The organism is Janthinobacterium sp. BJB426 (assembly GCF_002735705.1).
Classification (GTDB): Bacteria; Pseudomonadota; Gammaproteobacteria; order Burkholderiales; family Burkholderiaceae_D; genus Janthinobacterium.
Map to the genome: position 1 here is coordinate 197,333 of NZ_PDZL01000006.1, position 22,207 is coordinate 219,539.

At 62.6% G+C, this 22,207-nt stretch carries 21 protein-coding genes; 10 read left to right on the top strand and 11 right to left on the bottom strand.

What is annotated here, in order from left to right; translation table 11 throughout:
• Positions 1 to 28 precede the first annotated feature (28 nt).
• Positions 29 to 1,888, top strand: coding sequence for a flagellar assembly protein A (locus tag CSQ93_RS12585; RefSeq protein WP_233516160.1), 1,860 nt, complete (start codon positions 29 to 31; stop codon positions 1,886 to 1,888).
• Here the strand turns inward: CSQ93_RS12585 and arfB are convergent, their stop codons facing one another.
• A complete protein-coding gene (arfB, locus tag CSQ93_RS12590; RefSeq protein WP_034749850.1) occupies positions 1,889 to 2,287 on the bottom strand; it encodes an alternative ribosome rescue aminoacyl-tRNA hydrolase ArfB in 399 nt (132 codons plus the stop codon). It abuts the gene before it with no gap.
• 196 nt (positions 2,288 to 2,483) lie between these two features.
• Here arfB and CSQ93_RS12595 point away from each other — a divergent pair, with 196 nt between their 5' ends.
• A complete protein-coding gene (locus tag CSQ93_RS12595; RefSeq protein ID WP_099378343.1) occupies positions 2,484 to 2,966 on the top strand; it encodes a chemotaxis protein CheW in 483 nt (160 codons plus the stop codon).
• Positions 2,967 to 3,001: 35 nt separating this feature from the next.
• On the opposite strand, the gene CSQ93_RS12600 is transcribed toward CSQ93_RS12595, so the two are convergent.
• From CSQ93_RS12600 to dapC, 8 genes are all read right to left on the bottom strand, one after another.
• On the bottom strand, positions 3,002 to 4,993 hold the full coding sequence (locus CSQ93_RS12600; RefSeq protein ID WP_035820391.1) for an ATP-binding cassette domain-containing protein: 1,992 nt from the start codon (positions 4,991 to 4,993) through the stop codon (positions 3,002 to 3,004).
• Between the two features lie 48 nt (positions 4,994 to 5,041).
• Complete coding sequence (gene prmB / locus CSQ93_RS12605) at positions 5,042 to 5,932, bottom strand: 50S ribosomal protein L3 N(5)-glutamine methyltransferase (RefSeq protein ID WP_099378344.1); 891 nt, start codon at positions 5,930 to 5,932, stop codon at positions 5,042 to 5,044.
• A 56-nt stretch (positions 5,933 to 5,988) separates the two neighbouring features.
• Positions 5,989 to 7,125, bottom strand: a complete 1,137-nt coding sequence (dapE, locus tag CSQ93_RS12610; protein ID WP_099378345.1) for a succinyl-diaminopimelate desuccinylase — start codon at positions 7,123 to 7,125, stop codon at positions 5,989 to 5,991.
• 40 nt (positions 7,126 to 7,165) lie between these two features.
• Positions 7,166 to 7,522 carry an ArsC family reductase gene (locus CSQ93_RS12615; RefSeq protein ID WP_035820383.1) on the bottom strand — a complete coding sequence of 119 codons (357 nt, stop codon included), beginning with the start codon at positions 7,520 to 7,522 and terminating at the stop codon, positions 7,166 to 7,168.
• 133 nt (positions 7,523 to 7,655) lie between these two features.
• On the bottom strand, positions 7,656 to 9,203 hold the full coding sequence (locus tag CSQ93_RS12620) for an FAD-dependent oxidoreductase (protein WP_099378346.1): 1,548 nt from the start codon (positions 9,201 to 9,203) through the stop codon (positions 7,656 to 7,658).
• A 55-nt stretch (positions 9,204 to 9,258) separates the two neighbouring features.
• Entirely contained in the window at positions 9,259 to 9,699 is a 441-nt protein-coding gene (locus CSQ93_RS28830) for a toxin-antitoxin system YwqK family antitoxin (protein ID WP_158301211.1), read from the bottom strand.
• A 99-nt stretch (positions 9,700 to 9,798) separates the two neighbouring features.
• On the bottom strand, positions 9,799 to 10,626 hold the full coding sequence (gene dapD, locus CSQ93_RS12630; RefSeq protein WP_035820379.1) for a 2,3,4,5-tetrahydropyridine-2,6-dicarboxylate N-succinyltransferase: 828 nt from the start codon (positions 10,624 to 10,626) through the stop codon (positions 9,799 to 9,801).
• Positions 10,627 to 10,643: 17 nt separating this feature from the next.
• Positions 10,644 to 11,873, bottom strand: coding sequence for a succinyldiaminopimelate transaminase (dapC, locus tag CSQ93_RS12635; RefSeq protein WP_099378348.1), 1,230 nt, complete (start codon positions 11,871 to 11,873; stop codon positions 10,644 to 10,646).
• Between the two features lie 186 nt (positions 11,874 to 12,059).
• On the opposite strand from dapC, the gene tsaB reads away from it, so the two are divergent.
• The 4 genes from tsaB to CSQ93_RS12655 are packed head-to-tail and all read left to right on the top strand — an operon-like array spanning position 12,060 to position 15,079.
• Positions 12,060 to 12,785: a tRNA (adenosine(37)-N6)-threonylcarbamoyltransferase complex dimerization subunit type 1 TsaB gene (tsaB, locus tag CSQ93_RS12640; protein WP_099378349.1), complete on the top strand. Its 726-nt coding sequence runs from the start codon at positions 12,060 to 12,062 to the stop codon at positions 12,783 to 12,785.
• A complete protein-coding gene (rimI, locus tag CSQ93_RS12645) occupies positions 12,782 to 13,273 on the top strand; it encodes a ribosomal protein S18-alanine N-acetyltransferase (RefSeq protein WP_099378350.1) in 492 nt (163 codons plus the stop codon). Before tsaB ends, rimI begins: the two co-directional genes overlap by 4 nt.
• Positions 13,270 to 14,148, top strand: coding sequence for a uracil-DNA glycosylase (locus tag CSQ93_RS12650; protein WP_099378351.1), 879 nt, complete (start codon positions 13,270 to 13,272; stop codon positions 14,146 to 14,148). Before rimI ends, CSQ93_RS12650 begins: the two co-directional genes overlap by 4 nt.
• Positions 14,144 to 15,079 (top strand): DUF1853 family protein, encoded by a 936-nt coding sequence (locus CSQ93_RS12655; protein WP_233516167.1) that lies wholly within the window; start codon positions 14,144 to 14,146, stop codon positions 15,077 to 15,079. Before CSQ93_RS12650 ends, CSQ93_RS12655 begins: the two co-directional genes overlap by 5 nt.
• Before the next feature lie 88 nt (positions 15,080 to 15,167).
• Here CSQ93_RS12655 and lplT read toward each other — a convergent pair whose 3' ends face one another.
• Complete coding sequence (lplT, locus tag CSQ93_RS12660) at positions 15,168 to 16,430, bottom strand: lysophospholipid transporter LplT (RefSeq protein ID WP_035820370.1); 1,263 nt, start codon at positions 16,428 to 16,430, stop codon at positions 15,168 to 15,170.
• Between the two features lie 246 nt (positions 16,431 to 16,676).
• On the opposite strand from lplT, the gene alr reads away from it, so the two are divergent.
• The 4 genes from alr to fliD all read left to right on the top strand — a co-directional run bounded on the left by alr (position 16,677) and on the right by fliD (position 21,287).
• On the top strand, positions 16,677 to 17,774 hold the full coding sequence (gene alr / locus CSQ93_RS12665; protein ID WP_099378353.1) for an alanine racemase: 1,098 nt from the start codon (positions 16,677 to 16,679) through the stop codon (positions 17,772 to 17,774).
• A 69-nt stretch (positions 17,775 to 17,843) separates the two neighbouring features.
• Positions 17,844 to 19,220: a DNA repair protein RadA gene (radA, locus tag CSQ93_RS12670; protein WP_099378354.1), complete on the top strand. Its 1,377-nt coding sequence runs from the start codon at positions 17,844 to 17,846 to the stop codon at positions 19,218 to 19,220.
• Positions 19,221 to 19,351: 131 nt separating this feature from the next.
• On the top strand, positions 19,352 to 19,672 hold the full coding sequence (locus CSQ93_RS12675; RefSeq protein WP_267891651.1) for a PilZ domain-containing protein: 321 nt from the start codon (positions 19,352 to 19,354) through the stop codon (positions 19,670 to 19,672).
• 229 nt (positions 19,673 to 19,901) lie between these two features.
• Entirely contained in the window at positions 19,902 to 21,287 is a 1,386-nt protein-coding gene (fliD, locus tag CSQ93_RS12680; RefSeq protein WP_099378356.1) for a flagellar filament capping protein FliD, read from the top strand.
• Positions 21,288 to 21,390: 103 nt separating this feature from the next.
• Here fliD and CSQ93_RS12685 read toward each other — a convergent pair whose 3' ends face one another.
• A complete protein-coding gene (locus CSQ93_RS12685) occupies positions 21,391 to 22,191 on the bottom strand; it encodes an AraC family transcriptional regulator (protein ID WP_199534385.1) in 801 nt (266 codons plus the stop codon).
• Positions 22,192 to 22,207 lie beyond the last annotated feature (16 nt).

Genomic DNA, 22,207 nt, shown 5'->3' on the forward strand with positions numbered 1-22,207 from the left:
CAATTCTCGGTTTTTGGGGAGGCAAGAGGTGAGCGACGACGACACACCCGTTCCGGATGCGGCCCCCGCAGGCGGCTTGCCGCACGGCCTGGTCCAGCGCGACGAGGGCGTGTTCCTGGATCTGTCGCTGGCGCCGGCGCAACTGCGCGCCGCCGTCGACCAGCTGTTCCAGTCGGGCCAGTTGCTGGCCGGTCTCGATTACGGTTTGTTCCTGCTGACCCTGTTCCATGCCCCCGCACCCCGCGCCGCGCCCAAGGGCGACGCCTTGCTGCGCATCGCCGTGCGCGTGGCGCCATTCCCGCCGCCGCGCCGCGCGCTGTATAAACAAATCAAGATCCGTGGCGACAGCGCCGAGTTTTACTTTGAAACCTTGCCGGCTGACACTGATGGCCAGGTGCCGGCGCGCCGCGAGTTTGACGAGCTGGTGGCGGACTTGTGGTGCAAGGGCGTGCACTACGGCATCGATGGCACGGCCGTGCGCGCCATGCTCGCCAGCGGCAAGGCCGAGCGCATCACGGTGGCGCGGGTGCTGCCGCCGCAGCCGGGGCGCGACGCCCAGCTGGTGGAAGTGTCGCAAGGCATCCACCGCGACGATGCGCCGCGCGAACGCTCCGATGGCCGCCTGGATTTGCTCAGCTTCAAGAACCGCTTTCCGCAAGTGAAAAAACATGCGCGCCTGCTGCGCCTGCTGCCTGGTACGCCCGGCTTGCCCGGCTACGACCTGGCCGGCAAGGCGCTGCCGCCGCCCGCGCCGCTGGAACTGGACTTGGCCACGGTGGCGGGGCCAGGCACGGCGGTCGAGTATTTCAGCGATGGCGCTTTCCTCGTCGCCACCCAGGATGGCTACGTGAATGTCGACGAGCACGGCAAGATGTCGATCGAAAACAAGATCGTCAGCCGCGAAGGCGTCAGCAGCCGCACGACGGGCAATCTGAAGCTGCGCGCCGCCTACGAGGAGTACGGTGAAGTGCAGGAGCAGCGCCAGCTCGACGGCAGCGACATCACCATCCATGGCGATGTGTATGGCCATTTGCACTCGCATGGCGGATTAATATGGCTACGGCGCAATCTGGTGGGCGGCACGGCCTTCAATGAACACGGCGACGTGCGCGTCGAGGGCGTCGCGTCCGGCTCCGTGCTGCAGGCGCTGAGCGGCGAAGTGCATGTGAAGCGGGCCGAAAGCTGCGTCATCGCCGGCACGCGCGTGGTGATCGACAGCGCCAGCAATTGCGAGATCATCGCCGACGAGGTCGTCATCGAACTGGCCGAAGGCTGCGCCGTGGCGGCGCGCACCATCCGCATCGGCAGCGCCGGCCCCCGCAGGCAGGTGGAAATGCTGCTGTTTCCCCTCGTGCCCGACCTCAGCGCGCTGGAGCAAAAGATTGCCGAGAGCCTGGCGAAGGCAACGCAGTATCAGCAAGTGCAGCACAAGCGCCAGCAGGAAATCGATGCCATCGCGCAATTGCCCGAGGTGCGCAATTACCTGACCCTGGCGGGCCAGCTGCGGCGCGGCGAATTGCAACTGCAAGCAACGCAGCAGGTGCAGTACGACAAGCTGGCCGCGCGCATCGCTCCCGTCCTGAAAGAGGTGGCGCGCCTGCGCGTGGAGGTGAAACAGTCGGAAATCCTGCATGCGCAGATGCTGGCGCTGGTGGCGCAGCTGCGCCAGGAACGGCAGGCAACGGCGGGCCAGTCGCGCTGCACCCTGGGCCTGATCGATGGCGAGACGACGGTGCGCGCCCTGGTCGTGCCGCCCGGACCGGCCAAGGTCTACGACCGGCCGCCGAAGGAAATCAAGGCCTTGCTGCGCAGCGCCACGCCGGCCACCCAGCCCGTGTTCGCGGACAGCACGGGCAGCCTGGACTGGACGTACCAGCCACCGCCTTAATCAGTCGGTAACTTTGCCGCGTGATTGTTTCAGCACGCTGTGCGTGCTCTTGCTGTCGAGGCGGCGCCGCTGCGAGCTGCGCGTGGGCTTGGTGGCGCGGCGCACGGCGGGCAGGAAGGTCACGCTGTCGATGATTTCCTGCAAGCGCCGCAACGCTTCTTCCTTGTTCTGCTCCTGGCTGCGCGACTGCTGCGCCTTGAGCACCAGCACGCCATCCTTGCTGATGCGGCTGTCGCGCAGGGCCAGCAACCGCTCCTTATACGCTTCCGGCAGCGACGAGGCGGCGATGGGAAAGCGCAAATGGATGGCGCTGGACACCTTGTTGACGTTCTGCCCGCCCGGGCCCTGGGCGCGGATGGCGGAAAATTCAACTTCAGCGGGATTGACGAGGTGTTGCATGGCCTGCCTGTTGGGGAATGATGGGGGTATTGTAAGGGAAGATGGCTGCGCCGGCGCAATGCCGGGGCGGTCAGCCGATGATGTCTTCCGGGAAAGTTGATGTTTCTCAACGCCGTTCGCGGCGATGCTGGTTAGCATGGGGCCAACATTGCGCCACTGCGCATCCTGGCAGCGCTTACCGGATGAAAGGAACACCATGCAGCCCACGACCACGCCTGGCGCCGCAACCGCGCAATACCTGACGCGGTACTTGAGCTTCCGGCTGGGCGGCCTGGAATACGGCCTCGACTACCGCTGCGTGCGGGAATTGCGTCCGCTGAAGGAACTCGACCGTTTTTCCTCGGAAGGGGAAGTGCTGCACAGCGTGGCCGTCTCGCGCGGCGTGATCATCCCCATCGTCGACATGCGCGCCGCGTTCGGCAGCGCCCACGGCGCGCCCGATCCGGCCACCGACGTGATCATCTTGCAGTTGAGCAATGGCGTGATGGGCATGGTGGTCGATGGCGTCACCGATATCGTCAGCCTGGCGCCCGGCGACATCGCCGCCGTGCCCGGCCTGGGCGAGGCGGAAGCCGATTACCTGCTGGGCCTGGGCACGGTGGCGGGGCGCCGCCTGATCCTCGTCGATATCGACCGCCTGATGGCGATCCGCAGCCCCAGCCCCATGCAGGCGGCATAAAAAAAGACGACCCGAAGGTCGTCTTGTGTCTTGCGTTAGCCGAGTTTCTCTAACTGATCCTGCAAGTCCAGCCATTCCGCTTCCAGCTGCGCCAGGTCCTTGGTAAAGAAGGTCTGGTCGGCCAGCAATTGCTTCAATTTCGCCTTGTTGGCGGCGTCATAGATGGTCGGCTCGCCCAGCTTGGCGTCGGTTTCCGCCTTTTGCGCATTGCGCTTGGCGATCTGCTCTTCCTGGCGCTTGATCTTGTTTTCGATCGGCTTGCGCAGGGCGGCCGTTTTCTGGCGCTCCTCCGCTTCCTTGCGCTTGTCGCGCACGGGCGCGGCAGGGGCTGCTGCGGCAACGACGGGCGAGACCACGGGGAAATCGGTCTTGTTGGCCTTGCCGGCGGCTGGCAGCACATCGGTACCTTTGCCCAGCTTGGTCTTGAACAGCCAGTCCTTGTAGTCGTCCAGGTCGCCGTCGAACGGTTGCAGCTTGCCGTCGGCAACGATGATGAATTCGTCGGTGGTGGCGCGCAGCAAGTGGCGATCATGGGACACGACGACCAAGGTGCCTTCGAACTGGGCCAGCGCTTCCGTCAGTGCTTCGCGCGTTTCCAGATCCAAGTGGTTGGTCGGTTCATCGAGCAGCAGCAGGTTCGGACGCTGCCAGACGATCAGGGCCAGCGCCAGACGGGCTTTTTCACCGCCCGAGAACGGGGCGATGGACGCGGTCACCATGTTGCCGGGGAAGTTGAAGCCGCCCAGGAAGTTGCGCAGTTCCTGCTCGCGCACAGTCGGGGCGATCTTCGCCAGATGCCACAGCGGCGATTCGTCGTGGCGCAGCATTTCCACCTGGTGCTGGGCGAAGTAGCCGATGTTGAGGCCCTTGCCCATGGTGGCGTCGCCTGTCAGCGGCATCAGTTCGCCGGCGATGGTCTTGATCAGGGTCGATTTGCCGGCGCCGTTCTGGCCCAGCAGGCCGATGCGCTGGCCGATCTGCAGCGAAAACTTGATGCCGTTGACGATGGTTTTATGCGTGATTTCGCCCGTCGCTTCGTTCTCGATCTTGTAGCCCGCATCGACGTCTTCCATCACCAGCAGCGGATTTGGAGCCGACAGCGGCTCGCGGAATTCGAACGAGAATTCGGCGGCGGCGCGCAACGGCGCCAGTTCTTCCATCTTCGCCAGCGCCTTCATGCGGCTTTGCGCCTGGCGGGCCTTCGATGCTTGCGCCTTGAAGCGGTTGACGAACGATTCCAGGTGGGCACGCTTGCGCTGCTGCTTTTCCAGCGCGCCTGCGGCCAGGATCATCTGCGCCGCGCGTTGGCGTTCGAAGCTCGAATAGTTGCCCGAGTAGCGTTTCAGCTTGCGCTCGTCGATATGCACGACCACGTTGACCACTTCATCGAGGAAGTCGCGGTCATGGGAAATGATCAGCAAGGTGCCGGCGTAGCGCTTGAGCCAGTCTTCCAGCCAGATGATGGCGTCCAGATCCAAGTGATTGGTCGGTTCATCGAGCAGCAGCAGGTCGGACGGGCACATCAGCGCTTGCGCCAGGTTCAGACGCATGCGCCAGCCGCCGGAGAAACTGGCCACCGGTTGCTGCATCTGGTCCAGGGTGAAACCCAGGCCCAGCAGCAATTGCTCGCCGCGCGACTGCACCGTGTACGCGTCCGCATCGGCCATGGCGCTGTAGATTTCGCCGATGGCGATACCGTTTTCCGACGTGGCCGGCTCCGATTCCAGGCGCGCCAGTTCCGCTTCCAGTTTGCGCAGGGTGATGTCGCCATCGATCGCGTAGTCGAGCGCGGCACGGTCCAGCGGCGGCGTTTCCTGCGCCACGTAAGCCACGCGCCACTTGGCCGGGAAATCGATCTCGCCCTGGTCAGGGTGCAATTCGCCACGCATCATGGCGAACAGGCTCGATTTGCCCGCGCCATTGGCGCCGATCAGGCCGATCTTGTCGCCCGGATTGAGGGTGACATCGACTTGTTCGAGCAACGGTTTGATGCCGCGCATCAGGCTTACTTGTAGGAAACGTATCATTTTTTTCTTTGTGTTGTAAATTAAGGCGCTGCGTGCTGAAGCCTGCGCTTACGCCAGCTTGAGCTGCTCGGCCGTCAGCAGGAAGACCATGTCGTCGCCGGCGCTCGTCGTCAGCCAGGTCAGGCCCAGCTCGCCGAAGGCCGCTTCGGCATATGCGCGTTCGTTGCCGATTTCAATCATCAGGATGCCGTCGTCCGTCAGGCGCTCGGCCGCGCCGGCGATGATCTTGCGCACCAGGTCCATGCCGTCGCTGCCCCCGTCGAGGGCGATTTGCGGTTCCGCCAGGTATTCCTGGGGCAGGGCGCCCATCGAGGCGGAATTCACGTATGGCGGATTGCTGATGATCAAATCATATTTCTTGGCCGGCACGTTGGCGTACAGGTCCGATTCGATCAGGGTGACGCGGTCCTGCAATTTGTAGGTGTCGACGTTGCGCTTGGCCACGGCCAGCGCGTCGGCGGAAATGTCCACGGCATCGACGGCGGCGTTCGGGAAGGCATCGGCCATCATGATGGATAGGCAGCCCGAGCCGGTGCACAGTTCCAGGATGTTTTCCACGGCTTCCGGTTCCGCCACCCATGGCGAGAAGTATTCAGGGATCAGTTCTGCGATGAAGGAGCGGGGCACGATCACGCGCTCGTCGACGTAGAAGTTATACGTGCCCAGCCAGCCTTCCTTGGTGATGTAGGCGGCCGGCACGCGGTCGATGCTGCGGCGGTCGATGACGCTCATCACGCTGGCCACTTCCGACGGCAGCAGCTTGGCGTCGAGGAAGGGTTCGAGCTTGTCGAGCGGCAACTTCAAGGTGTGCAGGATCAGGTAGGCCGCTTCGTCGAACGCTTCGGCGCTGCCGTGGCCGAAAAACAGCTTGGCGGTATTGAAACGGGTAACGGCGTAGCGCAGCAGGTCGCGTGGCGTGGAAAACGGGTTCGGGGTCATGGCATTCTCGAAAAGACGGTGTTCTGGCCCGCCGTGACGGGCCTCGGTATTCTGGTTCAGACGGGCAGCAAATGCTCCAGCGTGCGCCGGTAAATATTCTTCAGAGGATCGATGTGGCGCAGTTCGATGTGCTCGTCGATCTTGTGAATACTGGCATTGGGCGGCCCGAATTCTATCACTTGGGGGCAGATTTGCGCGATAAACCGGCCATCCGAGGTGCCGCCCGTGGTCGACAGCTCCGTCGCGATACCCGTTTCTTCGAGGATCGCGGCGGACAGCGCATCGCTCAAGGTGCCGCGCGGCGTGAGGAAGGGCAGGCCGCTCAGGGTCCATTGCAAAGCGTATTGCAAATCATGCTTGTCGAGGATGGCGTGCACCCGCTCCTGCAGGTTTTCCGCCGTGCTGGCCGTGGAAAAGCGGAAATTGAAATCGATCACCATGTCGCCCGGAATCACGTTATTCGCGCCCGTGCCCGCGTTGATATTCGACATTTGCCACGAGGTCGGCAAATAGTACTCGTTGCCGGCATCCCATTTTTCCTCGACCAGGTCGGCCAGCGCCTGCGCCGCTTCGTGAATCGGATTCTTTGCCAGGTGCGGGTAGGCGATATGGCCTTGCACGCCCTTGATCGTCAGCCGGCCCGACAGCGAACCGCGGCGGCCGTTCTTGATCATGTCGCCCAGCTGCGCGCTCGACGTCGGCTCGCCCACCAGGCAATAGTCGATCTGCTCGCCGCGCTCTTTCAATTTATCGCACACGATGACGGTGCCGTCCGTGGCCGGGCCTTCTTCGTCGCTGGTGATCAAAAAGGCGATCGAACCCGTGTGCCCGGGCGTGGCGGCGATGAACTCCTCGCAGGCGACCACCATGGCGGCGATCGAGGTCTTCATGTCGGCCGCGCCACGGCCATACAGCTTGCCGTCGCGGTGCGTGGGAATGAAGGGCAGCGAACGCCATTGTTCGACGGGACCGGTGGGCACCACGTCCGTATGGCCGGCAAAGACGAACACGGGCGACGTGGTGCCGCGGCGCGCCCACAGATTGGTGACGTCGTTCGACTGTATCGTTTCGCAGACAAAGCCCAGCGGCGTGAGGAGGTCGATCAGGTGCTGCTGGCAGCCCTTGTCGTCGGGCGTGACCGAGGACAGGGCGATCAGTTTTTCGGTCAGGGCGAGGGTTTTGGAGGTGGTCATGGGTATGGTCGTGCCGGCAACATCGTGGTCAACTAGGGGGTTACAGCGAGAAAATGGTCTTGTACTGCGCATCCGAAAACGCCACGCTGAACTGGCCATCCTTGTCCAGCACAGGGCGCTTGATGATGGACGGGTTTTCCAGCATCAGCTCCAGGGCGCTGGCCGCGTCGACGGTGGACGCCTTGCGCTCGTCGGACAGGGCGCGCCAGGTCGTGCCTTTCTTGTTGACCAGCACATCCCACGGCAATTGCTGCAGCCACGCTTCCACGGTGGCGCGTTCCAGGCCCTGCTTCTTGAAGTCGTGGAAGGTGAAATCGAGTTGCTGCGCGGCCAGCCAGGTGCGGGCCTTTTTGACGGTATCGCAGTTGGGGATACCGTAGAGTGTAATGGTCGTCATGGGTAGGGCAAAGGGGAATGAATGCGGTTCGCTTGATCGCGGCGCTTGCGCCAGGGAAAAATGCGATGGTAGCCGACATTATACAGTCGATGCGCTGTCGATGCGGCAGTGCAACACGGCCCGGTGATTTCCCCTACACAGGCCGCGGCGCCGCCTTGCCCGACTCCGCCGGACCGAAATGCAGGCCCAGCCGCAAGGCCAGGGCGCGCAGGGCGCCGCTTTCCTGCTGGTGCAGGGCCAGCGCGATATGGCCGTCGGGGCGCACCAGATAGGCCGCGTCGCGGCCCAGGCCGGCCAGTTTGGCGGCGACATTGAAGGTGTAGCAATGCACGGGCAGTTTCAGCACGCGCGCTTCGTCGAGCAGTTCGGGCGCAGGCTCGCCATAGATGTGCAATTGCCAATCCATGCTGCGCAAGGTTGTGAAATTGTCTTGCGTGCCGTCCGAGAACCACGGCAGGCGGTCGCCGCCGCGCAGGTATTCCGCGTGGCCCGCGGAGAGGGCGCTGTCTTCATAGCTGATCCGGATTTGCGAAACGGTCTGGAACAGCAAACGGCGTGCCCGCCCGAAGCCGGAGAGGAAGGGCAGCGCGTGCGGCACCAGCCAGCGGCGCAGGAATTGCCCGGCCATGCCTTGCGCGACGATGGCCTGGAAGGCGCGGTCGGTGGTGGCGACGAGCTTGCGGGCAAACACGATGCGCTCGCTTTCATAGGTGTCGAGCAGGGCGTCGTTGCTTTGTCCCCGCAGCTTTTGCGCCAGTTTCCAGGCCAGGTTGACGGCGTCGCCCAGGCCCGTGTTCATGCCTTGGCCGCCCACGGGGCTGTGCAGGTGCGCGGCATCGCCGAGGATGAAGCAGCGCCGTTCGCGAAATTGCGCGGCCACCCGGTGGTGCACTTTATACGTGGAAAACCAGTTCACGTGCTCGACCTGGATATTCAGCAAACTTTCCACCTGTTCCCGCACGTCGTCGAAGACGGGCGCGGGCGCGCCTTCCGGGCGGTCGGGCAGGATGCCGATCAGGCGCTGCATGCCACTGGTGCGCACGGGCAACATCAGCGCAAACGAGTTCGCGCCCAGATGGGCATGCAAATCCGTATTCTTGCCGGCCACTTGCGCATCTGCCACGTAGTACAGGTGATCGTAGGTGCCGCCGGAAAAGTCGAAACCGGCGATCTCGCGCACCTTGCTGCGGGCGCCGTCGCAGCCGCAGATATAGTTAAACGTGCAATATTGTCGTTCGCCATGGTTGAGCAGGATGGCTTGCACTTCGCTATCGTCCTGCGTCCACAGATCCAGCGCGACGTTCCATTCCACATGCACGCCGGCCGCCGCCAGCTTGCTGATCAGGAAGCGCTCATGCTCGTCCTGCGGCAGGCTCAGCACGAAAGGGTAGGGGCTCAGCCCTTCGCCGATCTCGCCCAGCGCCAGTTTCACCAGCTCCTCGCCGCCCTCGTGGATGTGCATGGCATTGATCTTGATGCCCAGGCTGACGAGCTCGTCGGCAAAGCCCAGTTGCTGGTAAAACTCCAGGGTGCGCGCATGCACGGCCATGGCCCGCGACGCCTGGCCCGGGCCGCTGTTCTTGTCGATGATGCGGCAATCGACACCATGGCGCGCCAGGCGCAAGGCCAACATGAGGCCGGTAGGACCGGCGCCGACGATCAGGACGGGAGGAGTATTCATGCCATCCAGTATAGGGCAGGATGGGAGCGGACAACGGGACAATTGAAGATGGTATTCAGATGCGGTGCGGGAGATGTGCGGTGCTGGCCATTGTGCCAATTTGACTGTTGCGCAGTTTTTTCAGTGTGGCAAATTGCGCACCGTCTTCATCTATCCGATAGTCTTTGAGCAGAGTGCCCTGCGCGTCCCACACTTGTTCCAGGATGCATATTCCGAGTTCATAGCGTCCATCGGATTTGCGCGCGCCATTGTCGTGCCATTCATGCGCCGGGCCATGTAACGCGTTCAGGGCAAACCATTCTTCGCGAATAAGTCTGCTCGCAACCGACCATTGCCGGGAAATACCGTTTTTCTGGCCATCAATAAAACTCGTTTCTGTTATCAATACGCCATCCGTATCGTTTTCAAATGCTATGCCGCTAAACGGTATGCCTGCGTAGCACATTAGCAGGTAATCCTCTGATGGCTCCAACGCTTCGTAATCGACTCTGGACATGCTTTACCTTCAACAAGTGTTGCACTGGCGTGGACAGAAACGACAATGTCCCGCCGGGGCGGGACATTCGGATGTTACTGATGCTTCACAGCGCAGTGATCAAATGCCGCGCAGCAACTCGTTGATGCCGGTCTTGGCGCGGGTTTTTGCATCCACGCGCTTGACGATCACGGCGCAGTACAGCGAGTACTTGCCGTCTTCCGAAGGCAGGTTGCCCGAGACCACGACGGAACCGGCAGGCACGCGGCCGTAGGTGACTTCGCCCGTGGCGCGGTCGTAGATCTTGGTCGACTGGCCGATGTACACACCCATCGAGATGACGGAGTTTTCTTCGACGATCACGCCTTCGACGATTTCCGAACGGGCGCCGATGAAGCAGTTGTCTTCGATGATGGTCGGGTTCGCTTGCATAGGCTCCAGCACGCCGCCGATGCCGACGCCGCCGGACAGGTGGACGTTCTTGCCGATCTGCGCGCAGGAGCCGACGGTGGCCCAGGTGTCGACCATGGCGCCTTCATCGACGTAGGCGCCGATGTTGACGTAGGACGGCATCAGCACGACGTTCTTGGCGATGAAGCTGCCGCGGCGGGCGACGGCTGGCGGCACCACGCGGAAACCGCCTTTGACGAAGTCTTCCTTGGTGTAGTTGGCGAACTTGGTCGGCACCTTGTCGTAGAACTGCATCGTGCCGTCGGACGGCAGGACGACATTGTCTTCCAGGCGGAACGACAGCAGCACGGCTTTCTTGACCCACTGGTTGACCACCCAGTCGCCCGTGGTTTTTTCCGCCACGCGGATGCTGCCGTTGTCCAGGCCATTGATGACGTGGGAAACGGCATCGCGCAGTTCGGCCGTGCCGTTGCCCGGATTGATCTCGGCGCGGTTTTCCCAGGCCTGGTCGATGATGGTTTGCAGTTGTTGGCTCATGATGATGTCTTGTTTATTTAGTTGGTTGATGCGGATGCGGAAAGCTGCTGGCAGAATTTTACTATGCGCAGTGCGGCTTCCAGCCCTTCGGCCGTTTCGGCCACCAGGGCCATGCGGATGCGGTTGCGGCCCGGATTGATGCCGTGTGCGTCGCGCGCCAGGTAACTGCCAGGCAATACCGTCACATTATATTCGGCGTACAGGCGTTGCGCGAATTCGGTGTCGGACAGTCCCGTGCGGCTGACGTCGGCCCACAGGTAGAAGCCGGCGTCCGGCAACTGCACGTCCATCACCGATTGCAGCAGCGGCGTGATGGCGTCGAACTTGGCGCGGTACTTGGCGCGATTTTCCTCGACATGGGTTTCGTCGTTCCAGGCCGCGACGGAGGCCGCCTGCACGGCGGGGCTCATGGCGCCGCCGTGGTAGGTTCGGTAGAGCAGGAATTTTTTCAATACTTCGGCATCGCCGGCAACAAAGCCCGAGCGCATGCCCGGCACGTTCGAGCGCTTCGACAGGCTGGAAAACACCACCAGGCGCGCATACGGGCGCTCGATGGTGGACAGGCCCAGCATGTGCGCCGCCTGCAGCGTGCCAAGCGGCGGCGTGTCGCCGTGGTAAATCTCGGAATAGCACTCGTCGGCGGCGATGACGAAGTCATAGCGTTCGGACAGGGCGAACAGGTGTTCCCAGTCCGTCAGAGTCAGCACGGCGCCAGTCGGGTTGCCGGGCGAACACAGGAACAGCAGCTTGACCTTTTCCCACACGGACGCAGGCACGCTGTCGTAGTCGCAGCCGAAATTGCGCGCCGGGTCGGAATTGACGAAATACGGTTCGGCGCCGGCCAGATAGGCCGCGCCTTCATAGATCTGGTAAAACGGATTCGGGCTGATCACGAGCGAACCGGCCGACGGATCGATCACCGTTTGCGCCAGCGCAAACAGCGCTTCGCGCGAACCGTTCACGGGCAGGATTTGCGTGGCAGGATTGAGCTTTGGGATGTCGTAGCGGCGTTCGAGCCAGCCGGCGATGGCGGTACGCAAGGCTTCCGAACCGATGGTGGTCGGATAGCTGGCCAGGCCATGGATATTGTCGACCAATGCCTGCTCGATGAACGGCGGCGTCGGGTGCTTGGGTTCGCCCATGCCCAAGCTGATGGGCGCATACTCGGGATTGACCGTCACGCCGGCAAACAGCTGGCGCAGCTTTTCGAATGGATATGGTTGCAGTTTGGCAAGAAGTGGATTCACGGAGCGGACCAGGGCAAGAGTGGGGTGATAGTGTCGCGTATGGATTGCCGGGCATGGCGCAATGACGCCGGTCAAGCAATCAGCTTAGCCTTTTATTATAGCCGTCCTCGCGCACGGGCTGTGCAAGTAGGCTGTTGTCGACCTGCACGGCATGCCGCTTCCGGGCCTGGCAAGGTAAAATACGCTATGTCTACCTTACTTCCCACCCTGCTTGCTATTGAAACCTCGTCCGAACTCGCCTCCTGCGCCTTGTTGCGCGGCGATGTCGTCCTGTCGCGCGCCTCGTCGGGCGTGCGCACCCATTCCCAGTCCATCTTGCCGATGGTGCAGGAATTGCTGGCTGAAGCGGGCGTGACCCTGGCCGACGTCGATGCCATCGCCTACGGCTCCGGTCCCGGCTCGTTTACGGGCGTGCGCACGGCTTGCGGCATCGCGCAAGGCCTGGCCTACGGCGCCAATTTGCCCGTCGTGCCCGTCGTGACGCTTGACGCCATGGCCCTCGCGTGCCACCAGCAGCATGGCGCGCCACGCATCGTGACCGTGCTCGACGCCCGCATGGGCGAAGTGTACTGGGCGCAATACGATTACCAGGATGGCTTGCAGATTGTTTCGCCACCGGCCCTGAGCGCGCCGGCCGGCGTGGCGCCGCAAGGCGACGTTGCCGGCTGTGGCAACGGCTTTACGGCGTATGCCGAGGCGCTGGCAGCGCTGCCGTGCGCCGCCAAGGCTGACGCCGCCATCATGCCGCACGCCGTGCAAGTGGCGCAGCTGGCGCGCATCGCCTTTGCGGCCGGTCAGTTCGTGACGGCGGCCGAGGCGCAGCCTTTGTACTTGCGCAACAAGATCGCTTACACGAGCGCGGAACGGCAGCAGATGCAACTGGCCAAGGCCGCTGCGGAGCCAGCACAATGAGTGTAGCGGGCCAAGATCGTGCTGCCGGCTGGGACTTGCTGCGCCTCGACTATCAGCCGATGCAGGAAGCGGATCTGTTGGAGGTGCTGGCGCTGGAGCAGTGCGTGTATCCGCATCCCTGGACGCATGGCAACTTTGTCGATTCGCTCAAGAGCGGCTATCCGGCCTGGGTGCTGCGCGACGTGGATGGCACCTTGCTTGGTTACTTCTTGCTGATGCTGGTCGTCGACGAGGCGCACTTGCTCAACGTGGCCGTCGAGGGTGCCATCCAGGGTCAGGGATTGGGCCGCTTCCTGCTGAACCAGTCCTGCGCCTGCGCGCGCCAGCTGGGCATGGAATCGATGCTGCTGGAAGTGCGCCCGTCGAACGTGCGCGCGCTCGACATCTACCAGCGCTATGGATTTGAACAGATCGGCCGGCGCAAGGGATATTATCCGGCCAGTAACTCGCAACGTGAGGACGCCATCGTGATGCGTTATACCTTATGAGCCGCAGCGCCGTTTTCCTCGATGAAATGGGCGTCGGCCCCCTGTGGCGCTTGCGCCAGGGTGTTGCACCCGAACCGGTTGACGTCGCCGCCGAGGCCCCCGTGGAGATGGAAGCCGTCGTGGCGGCGCCTGTGGCAGAAGCCATAGAAGCCGTGATCGAGGTGGTTGCTGAGGCGGTCGCCGAGGTGCAGGTCGAAGCGCCCGTTGCTGTTGCCGCTACGCCAGCTCCTGCCGCCGAGCCGGACGACACGGCCTGGTTCGATGATGCGCCGCCACCGCCACCGGCCAAACAGCTGAGCGATGCCGATATCGCCGCCCTCGACTGGGATGGCTTGACGGCCGCCGTGGCCAAGTGCGCGCGCTGCGACTTGTGCAAGACGCGCAAGGGCGTCGTCATGGGCCGTGGCGACCGCCAGGGTAATTGGCTGATGCTGGCCAGCAGCCCGTCGCGGCTGGAAGAGCGCGAAGGGCGTGCCTTGCCGGGCGAGCAGGGCAAGTTGCTCGACAATATGCTGAAAGCCATCGATATCGATGCGGGCAGCGGCGTGTACATCACGCACTTGCTGAAATGCCGTCCGCTCGACGAGGCGGGGCAGGAACGCTTGCCCACCGAATCGGAGTCGGCCGCCTGCCGTCCCTATTTTGACCGCGAACTGGCCCTGCTGCAGCCGCGCACCATCGTCACCCTCGGTTCGATGGCAGCCGCCGGCATCAATCCCGGTGAAAAACCCGTGCGCGGCACGGTGCGCCAGTTGGGCAATGCGTCCGTCGTGGCCACCTTCCACCCGGAAATGCTGCTGCAGGATGGGACGGGCAAGGCCAAGGCGCGCGCCTGGGCCGACCTGTGCCTGGCGAAAAGCACGCACGGTGATTGAGACTGCCGTCGGCACCTTCCAGGCCCGTTTCGAGCAGCGCTGGGGGCATCTGACGCACCCGCGCGTGCGGGCGCTGGCCTGGCTGCTCGACTCGCCCGATCTGCTCGATCCGTCCAGCCGCCACTGGGGCGGGCGCATTGCAAGTCTCGCGCCCGTCACGCCTGCCGTGGCTGCCTGGCTGGAAGGGCTGCAGGCAGACCCCTCACCGCTCGATGCGGCGCTGGGGCCGAAATTCTATTCCCGCCTGGGCCTGTACGCTGAAAAGCTGCTGGCCTTTTATTTTGAACAGCACGGGGTATTGCAGGCGCATGGTTTGCAAGTGCAGGTGAACCGCAACGACACGGTAGGCGAGTTCGATTTTCTGCTGCGTGACGGTAACGACTTGCTGCACTGGGAATTCGCCACCAAGTTCTACCTGCTCGAAGGCGCGCCCGATCCGGGCGTCTTCAACCACTTGATCGGCCCCAACCTGGCCGACACTCTGGGCTTGAAGATGCGCAAGATTCTCGACAAACAACTGGCCCTGTCCCGCCACCCGGCCGCGCAAACCCTGCTGGCACAGCCCGTGCGCGCGGCGCAGGCGCTGGTCAAGGGCTGGCTGTTTTATGCGGCAGGCGCCACGCCTGCCCTGGACGGTATTTCCCCTGAACATGGACACGGCTTCTGGTGCACGCCAACACAATTACCGCAGCAGCGCTATGTCGTGCTGCCGCGCCTGCAATGGCTGGCGCCGTTCAAGGGCTGCGAGGTGGAGGTGCTGGACGTGGAGGCCTTGTGCGCGAAGTTGTTTGATCTGGCGCAACCGGTGATGGTGGCCACGGTGGATACTGTCGAAGGTTGGGAAGTGGAGCGTACGCGCGGTTTTGTCGTGCCGCATGACTGGACGGAGCAGGCTGCCGCGCGGCGGCTGTTAGGTACGCTGCCAGCGTAATGCTGGGGTCAGTCGCTTTGCGATCGGAATGTATCCCATTGGGATACGTTCCCCCGCCGGGACTCGGCGTCCCCGTCTGACCCCAAAATTAATGTTTCTGCTCGCCAATCAAGGACAGATTGTCGTGCTCCGCCTGGTTCAGCTTGTGCCTGCGCATGATCATGTACATGGTGCCGGCGACGAACAGGCCGAACAGGGTGATGATGATGTTCAGCGGCAGGTGCAGACGGATCATGATGGAATACACGGCCAGCATGGTGAGAATCGACAGGTTCTCATTGAAGTTCTGCACGGCGATGGAATGGCCTGCGCTCATCAGCACGTGGCCGCGGTGTTGCAGCAGAGCATTCATTGGCACGACGAAAAAGCCGGACAGGGCGCCGATCAGTATCAGCAGCGGGTAGGCGATCCACACAGAATGCACTTGCGTCATCATCATGACGATCACGCCCATGGCGATGCCCAGCGGAATGACAGTCAGCGATTTGCGCAGCGGAATGAAGCGGGCCGACAGCACGGCGCCGGCGGCCACGCCGATGGCGACCACGCCCACCAGGCTGGTCGCCTTGTCGAATGGCATGTTCAAGGATTGCTTGGCCCATTCCAGCACGATCAGTTGCAAGGTGGCGCCAGCGCCCCAGAACAGGGTCGTCACGGCCAGGGTGATCTGGCCCAGCTTGTCTTTCCACAGGATGGAATAGCAATTGGCAAAATCGGTAATCAGTTTGATAGGATTGCGTTCCTGGTGCGGATACACGCAGCCCGTGTCGGGAATCTTCAGGTTGGCCAGGGTTGCCAGCACATAGATGCCGACCACCACGCACAGGGCCGCTTCCGTCTTGTTGGTGATGCCCGTGTCGATCAGGGGGAAGTCGAAGGACAGCAGCATGTCGGACACGTGGCCGCTGACGAGTGCGCCGCCCATGACGGTGCCGAGGATGATGGAGGTGACGGTCAAGCCTTCGATCCAGCCATTCGCCGCCACGAGTTTTTCCGGCGGCAGCAGTTCCGTCAGGATGCCGTACTTGGCGGGCGAGTACACGGCCGCGCCAAAACCGACGACGGCGTAAGCCAGCAGCGGGTGTACGTGGAAGAAGACGAGGGCGCAGCCGAAAATCTTGACCATGTTGGCGATGAACATGACCTTGCCTTTTGGCAATGCATCTGCGAAGGCGCCGACAAAAGCGGCTAACAGCACGTAAAACAGGACGAATGACAGTTTGAGCAGCGGCGTGATCCACGCCGGTGATTTCATGGACACCAATAAATCGACGGCGACAAAAAAGAGGGCGTTATCTGCCAGCGAGGAAAAGAACTGCGCCGCCATGATGGTATAAAAACCACGATTCATTCTGGAATGCCTGAAATCATATCTGGCTTGCTTTATACCACGAAAAAACGGCAAACCCCAAGTTTGGAAGGGGCTGCTTTGCATAGTCTTGTCTAAGCGAAGCTTAATTTTTCTGCCGTAGAAAAATACATCACATGTGAGCATTTTATACATGGTGTCCTGTGCGCCGGTCTGGTGCGCGGCGACGGACCAGCTTGCGACCCATCCGGTAAAATACGGCTTTCCCACCCGCCGTGAACGACGCATATGCCCAGGCCCCTCATCGCCACCATCCATCTCGATGCCATGCAACACAATCTGGCGCGCGCCCGTGCCGGCGCCCGCGGCGCCAACGTGTGGGCCGTCGTCAAGGCAAATGCCTATGGCCACGGCCTGGAACGGGCCATGCGGGGCTTTGCCGAGGCCGATGGTCTGGCACTGGTCGAGGTCGACTACGCCGTGCGTCTGCGCGAACTGGGCTGGACCAAGCCCATCTTGCTGCTGGAAGGTTTTTTCGACGCCAGCGATTTGCCTGTCATGGCGCAACATGGCTTGAACGGCAGCGTGCATTGCGAAGAACAGATCGCCCTGCTGGAAGCGGCGCGCCTGCCGCACGCCATCGATGTGCACCTGAAAATGAATACGGGCATGAATCGCTTGGGTTTCACGCCGGGCGCCGTGGCCGCCGCGTATGCGCGCCTGCGGGCCATCCCGCATGTCGGCACGATCACCTTGATGACGCATTTCGCCAATGCGGACGAGGCGGGGGCCACGCGCTTGCCTTTGGCCCAGCAGATGCTGCGTTTCGAAGCGGGCGCGGCCAGCATTGGTGCTGCCTTGCCGCGCAGCCTGTGCAATTCGGCCGGCGTGCTGCTGCATCATCTGGACAGTGACTGGGTGCGCCCCGGCATCATGCTGTACGGCGGCACGCCCAGCGGCGCTCCCGGCGGCACGTCCGCCCAGGCGTTCGGCTTGCTGCCCACCATGACCTTGCGCAGCAGTATCATCGGCATCCAGGATATCGCCGCTGGCGAAGTGGTCGGCTATGGCAGCCGTTATGAAGCGGCCGGCAATATCAAGGTGGGCGTGGTGGCGTGCGGTTATGCGGATGGCTACCCGCGCCACGCGCCCGAAGGCACGCCCGTGCTGGTCGATGGCGTGCGCACGGGCCTCATCGGCAGGGTGTCGATGGACATGCTGATGGTCGACCTGACGCACGTGCCGGGCGCTAAAGTTGGCAGCGCCGTGACCTTGTGGGGCCAGGGCATGCCGATCGACGAGGTGGCCCTGGCTGCCGGCACCATCGGCTACGAGCTGATGTGCGCACTGGCGCCGCGTGTGCCCGTGGTCGAAGCGACACAGTGACGGCGGCCCGCTGTTTGTATATACTGTATATATAGACAGCAGTTTCACCTTACCCGGGCAAAGTACACCATGGCAAAAGTCAAGACCATCTACACCTGCAGCGACTGCGGCGCCATCAGCAACAAATGGATGGGGCAATGCACCTCGTGCAACCAGTGGAATACCATGGTGGAAACCCTGCCCGAAACGGGCGGCAACAACCGTTATTCGAATCCGCAGCACATGTCGCTGGCGCAGACGGCGCCCGTGCTGTCGCTCGACGATATCGACGCCATCGACGTGCCCCGTTTCGGCACGGGCATCGAGGAATTCGACCGCGTGCTGGGCGGCGGCATGGTCGCGGGCGGCGTCGTGCTGATCGGCGGCGACCCCGGCATCGGCAAGTCGACCCTGCTGCTGCAGGCGCTGGCGAACATGTCGCACCACAAGCGCGTGCTGTATGTCAGCGGCGAGGAATCGGGCGCGCAGATTGCCCTGCGCGCCAAGCGTCTCGTCATCGACGCCAAGGAACTCAAATTGCAGGCCGAGATCCAGCTGGAAAAGATACTCTCCACCTTGAACGACCTGAAACCGGAAGTGGTGGTGATCGATTCGATCCAGACCGTGTATTCGGACGCCCTCAGCTCGGCGCCCGGTTCAGTGGCGCAAGTGCGCGAATGCGCGGCCCAGCTGACGCGCGCGGCCAAGCAGACGGGCGTGACCATCATTCTAGTGGGGCACGTGACGAAAGAGGGCGCGCTGGCCGGTCCCCGCGTGCTCGAGCACATCGTCGACACGGTGCTGTATTTCGAGGGTGACGCCCATTCCAGCTTCCGTCTCGTGCGCGCCATCAAGAACCGTTTCGGCGCCGTCAACGAACTGGGCGTGTTCGCCATGACGGAAAAGGGGCTGAAGGGTGTGTCGAACCCGTCCGCGCTGTTCCTGTCGCAGCACGACAACCAGGTACCCGGTTCCTGCGTGATGGTGACGCAGGAGGGCACACGCCCCTTGCTGGTGGAAATCCAGGCCCTGGTCGACACGAGCCACTTGCCGAATGCGCGCCGCCTGTCCGTCGGCCTGGAGCAGAACCGCCTGGCCATGCTGCTGGCCGTGGCGCACCGCCACGCGGGCATCGCCGCGTTCGACCAGGATGTGTTCATCAACGCCGTCGGCGGCGTCAAGATTACGGAACCGGCGGCCGACCTGGCCGTGTTGCTGGCGATTAACTCGTCGATGCGCAACAAGCCGCTGCCACGGGGATTGGTCGTGTTTGGCGAGGTGGGTCTGGCGGGCGAAATCCGTCCCGCGCCACGGGGCCAGGAGCGCTTGCGCGAAGCGGCCAAGCTGGGCTTTATCCTGGCTGTGGTGCCCAAGTCGAACTTGCCCAAGCAAGTCATCGAAGGCCTCAAGGTCATCGGCGTCGAGCGTATCGACGAAGCATTCAATAAGCTGCGCGACCTGGAGTAAGAGTTGGTATGGTTTAAATGCCAAGCTTGAGACAAGTCAAACAAAATTTCCGTTTAGAACTATAATATTTGTCCGATGGATTCACCCAGTGAATCCGCATCGACAATGCATAGTTAGAGAAGCGGAATATAGTGTCAGTTGAGCAAAGGCAGGGCGCACGCAAGATATTGCGTGCCAAGGCAATGTTGGTAATGGATGGCGCGGGCCCCGTGGCGGCGCGCACCCTCGATGTGGGGCCGGGCGGCATGGCAGCCGTCATCGCGGAACCGGTGCCGACAGGTAAGAAGGGCAAGGTGCTGTTCGAATTGTTTTACGATGGCTCGGCGCACATCATCGAGGCGCGCGTGTCCGTCTCGCATTGCATTTTCAGCAGCGCAGGTTTCAAGGTGGGACTCACTTTCCTGCAGTTGGACATGGCCGTCAGCAGCGCCATCTCGAAATTCATGCGCTGAGGCAAGCCTGGAGGGCGCGACAGGTGAAATGCGCTAAAATGGTGCATATGGGTTTGCAGTCAGGAAAAACCTGTTCTGTTCGCTGTTTTGATATTCCAGTAATACTGCATAATTATCAACCAGAAGAGGGACCTTGCCGCGCTACGCGCGCCTGCCGTCCGTTTCCAGCGCAGCACGGTCACGACCTGAACCGTGTGCCATGACCTTACACCCGACGGGAACGCCTACCATGTTTAATTCGACCATCAACAGCAGGGCCTACACCAACAACACGCAGCAAACGACGCAGGGCAATATTTCGGCCGATGTGTATGCGAAGGTGGAGCGCCAGATGCAGTCGCAGAACACGGGCGTCGTCAAACTCAACGCCAGCCTGGCGCGCGACCAGGCCAAGTTCTCGGGCCTGGGCCAGCTGCAATCGGCGCTGGCGAAATTCCAGACCGTGGCCAAGAACATGGCCGGCAGCGGCCTGGCCACGTCGGCCACGTCCAGCAGCAAGGATGTGCTGAGCGCCACCACCACCGACAAGGCTGTCAGCGGCAGTCATGAACTGAATGTCAAGCAACTGGCGCAGGGACAGACTTTGCTCAGCGGCGCGCAGAAATCCTCGAGCGCGGCGATCGGCACGGGGGCGCCCGCGCTGGTGAAGATCGAAGTAGGCTCGGCCGACGGCAAGCAATTTACGCCCGGCAGCGGCAAGATCATTTCGCTGACCATCGACAGCAGCAACAATAGCCTCGACGGCATCGCCGCCGCGCTCAAGCAGCAGGGAATCGACGCCAGCGTGGTGAAGGGCGCTGACGGCTACTCGCTGGCCTTGAACGGCAAGAGCGGCGCCGACAGCAGCATGCGCATCAGCGTGTCCGGCGACGCGGCCGTCAGCAATCTGCTCAGCTATGCGCCTGGCGCCGGCAAGGGCATGCAGCAGACGGCCGCCGCGCAGGATGCGCTGCTGACCGTCGACGGCAAGGAAATCAAGAGCGCCACGAATACCCTGACGACGGCTGTCGAGGGCGCCACCATTGAATTGAAGAAAAAGGGTGTGACCGACCTCGTCATCGCCAAGGACAGCAGCCAGATCGCGACCAACGTGGCCAGCTTCGTCACGGCCTACAATGAACTCAACAGCAAGCTGCAGAGCCTGCAGCAGGGCGATTTGAAGTCCGATACGGCCCTGGGCCAGGTGCGTTCGCAGATGGAGCAAGTACTGCGCACGGCCAGCACGGGCGTGCCATCGTCGGTGCTGGGCAGCGCCGGCGTCACCCTGGGCAAGAGCGGCGAGCTGGTGCTCGACGATAAAAAGCTCAAGGCGGCCATCGCGGCCGATCCTGAAGCCGTCAGCAAGATGTTTACGAATAACGGCAAGGGTGTGGCGGACCAGTTCGCCAGCAAGATCGGCGAGCTGACGGGCGAAACGAGCATCATCCGCAAGGAAGTGCAGACGGTCGGCAAGGACATCACCACCCTGACCAACAAGAAAGCCGTGCTGGCCAAGGCGCTGACGGCCCAGGCGCAGGCGCTGGTGAAAGCGTATTCGGCGCAGGAACAGATGGGAACGAACTCGGCCTTGCCGGGTTATACGGGCAAGAATTCGCTCTTCGACTTCATGGCCTAAGGACGCACCGCTAAAGCGCCCATGGCGGCGTTGCATCGCCTTGCCGTATAGCGTACTGTCTGCGGCGCTACGCCTTGCCCTGAGCGCTGTATCGGCGCGCTTGTTACATGCGGTCGCCCTGGGCAAAGAAGGCTGACGGCGAGCTGCCGAAAGTCTTCTTGAACATGGCGGAAAAGGCCGACTGGCTGGCGTAGCCCAGTTCTTCGGCCACCTGCGACAGCGGCACGCCGCGCGCGATCAGGGGCGCCGCGTGCGCCAGGCGCACTTGCTGGCGCCACTGGCCAAAACTCATGCCCAATTCCCGTTCGAACAGCCGCGCCAGGGTACGCTCCGAGGCGCCGACTTGCTGCGCCCAGTGTTCCAGGGTCTGGTTCAAGCCCGGTTTCTCGATCAGGCTGTCGCACAGGGTCTTCAGGCGCTTATCGCCAGGCAAGGGCACGCGGATGGGGCGCGTGGCCGAGCGTTTCAATTCATCGAGGATCAGTTCGGCCAGCAGCGCCTCGCGCGCCGGTTCCTGGCCAGGGTCCAGCTGTTCCAGCGCCATGATCAGCTGGCGCAGCAGGTTCGATACTTCCAGCACCTTGCAGTCCTGGCCGGCGAACGGTGCGCGTGCGGCATGGATGCACAGCGGGCGCAAACGGGTTTTTTCCAGTATCGTGACGGCATGCTCCACGTTGGGCGCGATCCAGATGGCGCGCATGGGCGGCAGTACCCAGCTGCTGTTGTTGGCGGTGATGCGCAGCACGCCCTCGAGCGCCATGGTGACCTGGCCCCAGGGATGCGTGTGTGGCGAGAGAAATTCATCGGGTTGCAGGTCGCGCGCGATCATGGTCACGGGGATGGTCGCGCTCGGCGCTTCCCGTGGCGGACACATGCGGGTATGGTGGAGGATAGGTACACCCATCAGCTTGGCCTTCATT

Excerpts from the sequence above, each read along its gene's own strand:
- CSQ93_RS12620 (WP_099378346.1), bottom strand. The coding sequence starts at position 9,203 with ATGAATACTCCTCCCGTCCTGATCGTCGGCGCCGGTCCTACCGGCCTC.
- tsaB (WP_099378349.1), top strand. The coding sequence starts at position 12,060 with ATGTCTACCTTACTTCCCACCCTGCTTGCTATTGAAACCTCGTCCGAA.
- dapE (WP_099378345.1), bottom strand. The coding sequence starts at position 7,125 with ATGACCACCTCCAAAACCCTCGCCCTGACCGAAAAACTGATCGCCCTG.
- fliD (WP_099378356.1), top strand. The coding sequence starts at position 19,902 with ATGTTTAATTCGACCATCAACAGCAGGGCCTACACCAACAACACGCAG.
- arfB (WP_034749850.1), bottom strand. The coding sequence starts at position 2,287 with ATGCAACACCTCGTCAATCCCGCTGAAGTTGAATTTTCCGCCATCCGC.
- CSQ93_RS12685 (WP_199534385.1), bottom strand. The coding sequence starts at position 22,191 with ATGGGTGTACCTATCCTCCACCATACCCGCATGTGTCCGCCACGGGAA.
- alr (WP_099378353.1), top strand. The coding sequence starts at position 16,677 with ATGCCCAGGCCCCTCATCGCCACCATCCATCTCGATGCCATGCAACAC.
- lplT (WP_035820370.1), bottom strand. The coding sequence starts at position 16,430 with ATGAATCGTGGTTTTTATACCATCATGGCGGCGCAGTTCTTTTCCTCG.
- CSQ93_RS12615 (WP_035820383.1), bottom strand. The coding sequence starts at position 7,522 with ATGACGACCATTACACTCTACGGTATCCCCAACTGCGATACCGTCAAA.
- CSQ93_RS12600 (WP_035820391.1), bottom strand. The coding sequence starts at position 4,993 with ATGATACGTTTCCTACAAGTAAGCCTGATGCGCGGCATCAAACCGTTG.
- rimI (WP_099378350.1), top strand. The coding sequence starts at position 12,782 with ATGAGTGTAGCGGGCCAAGATCGTGCTGCCGGCTGGGACTTGCTGCGC.
- radA (WP_099378354.1), top strand. The coding sequence starts at position 17,844 with ATGGCAAAAGTCAAGACCATCTACACCTGCAGCGACTGCGGCGCCATC.
- dapD (WP_035820379.1), bottom strand. The coding sequence starts at position 10,626 with ATGAGCCAACAACTGCAAACCATCATCGACCAGGCCTGGGAAAACCGC.
- prmB (WP_099378344.1), bottom strand. The coding sequence starts at position 5,932 with ATGACCCCGAACCCGTTTTCCACGCCACGCGACCTGCTGCGCTACGCC.
- CSQ93_RS12595 (WP_099378343.1), top strand. The coding sequence starts at position 2,484 with ATGCAGCCCACGACCACGCCTGGCGCCGCAACCGCGCAATACCTGACG.
- CSQ93_RS28830 (WP_158301211.1), bottom strand. The coding sequence starts at position 9,699 with ATGTCCAGAGTCGATTACGAAGCGTTGGAGCCATCAGAGGATTACCTG.
- CSQ93_RS12650 (WP_099378351.1), top strand. The coding sequence starts at position 13,270 with ATGAGCCGCAGCGCCGTTTTCCTCGATGAAATGGGCGTCGGCCCCCTG.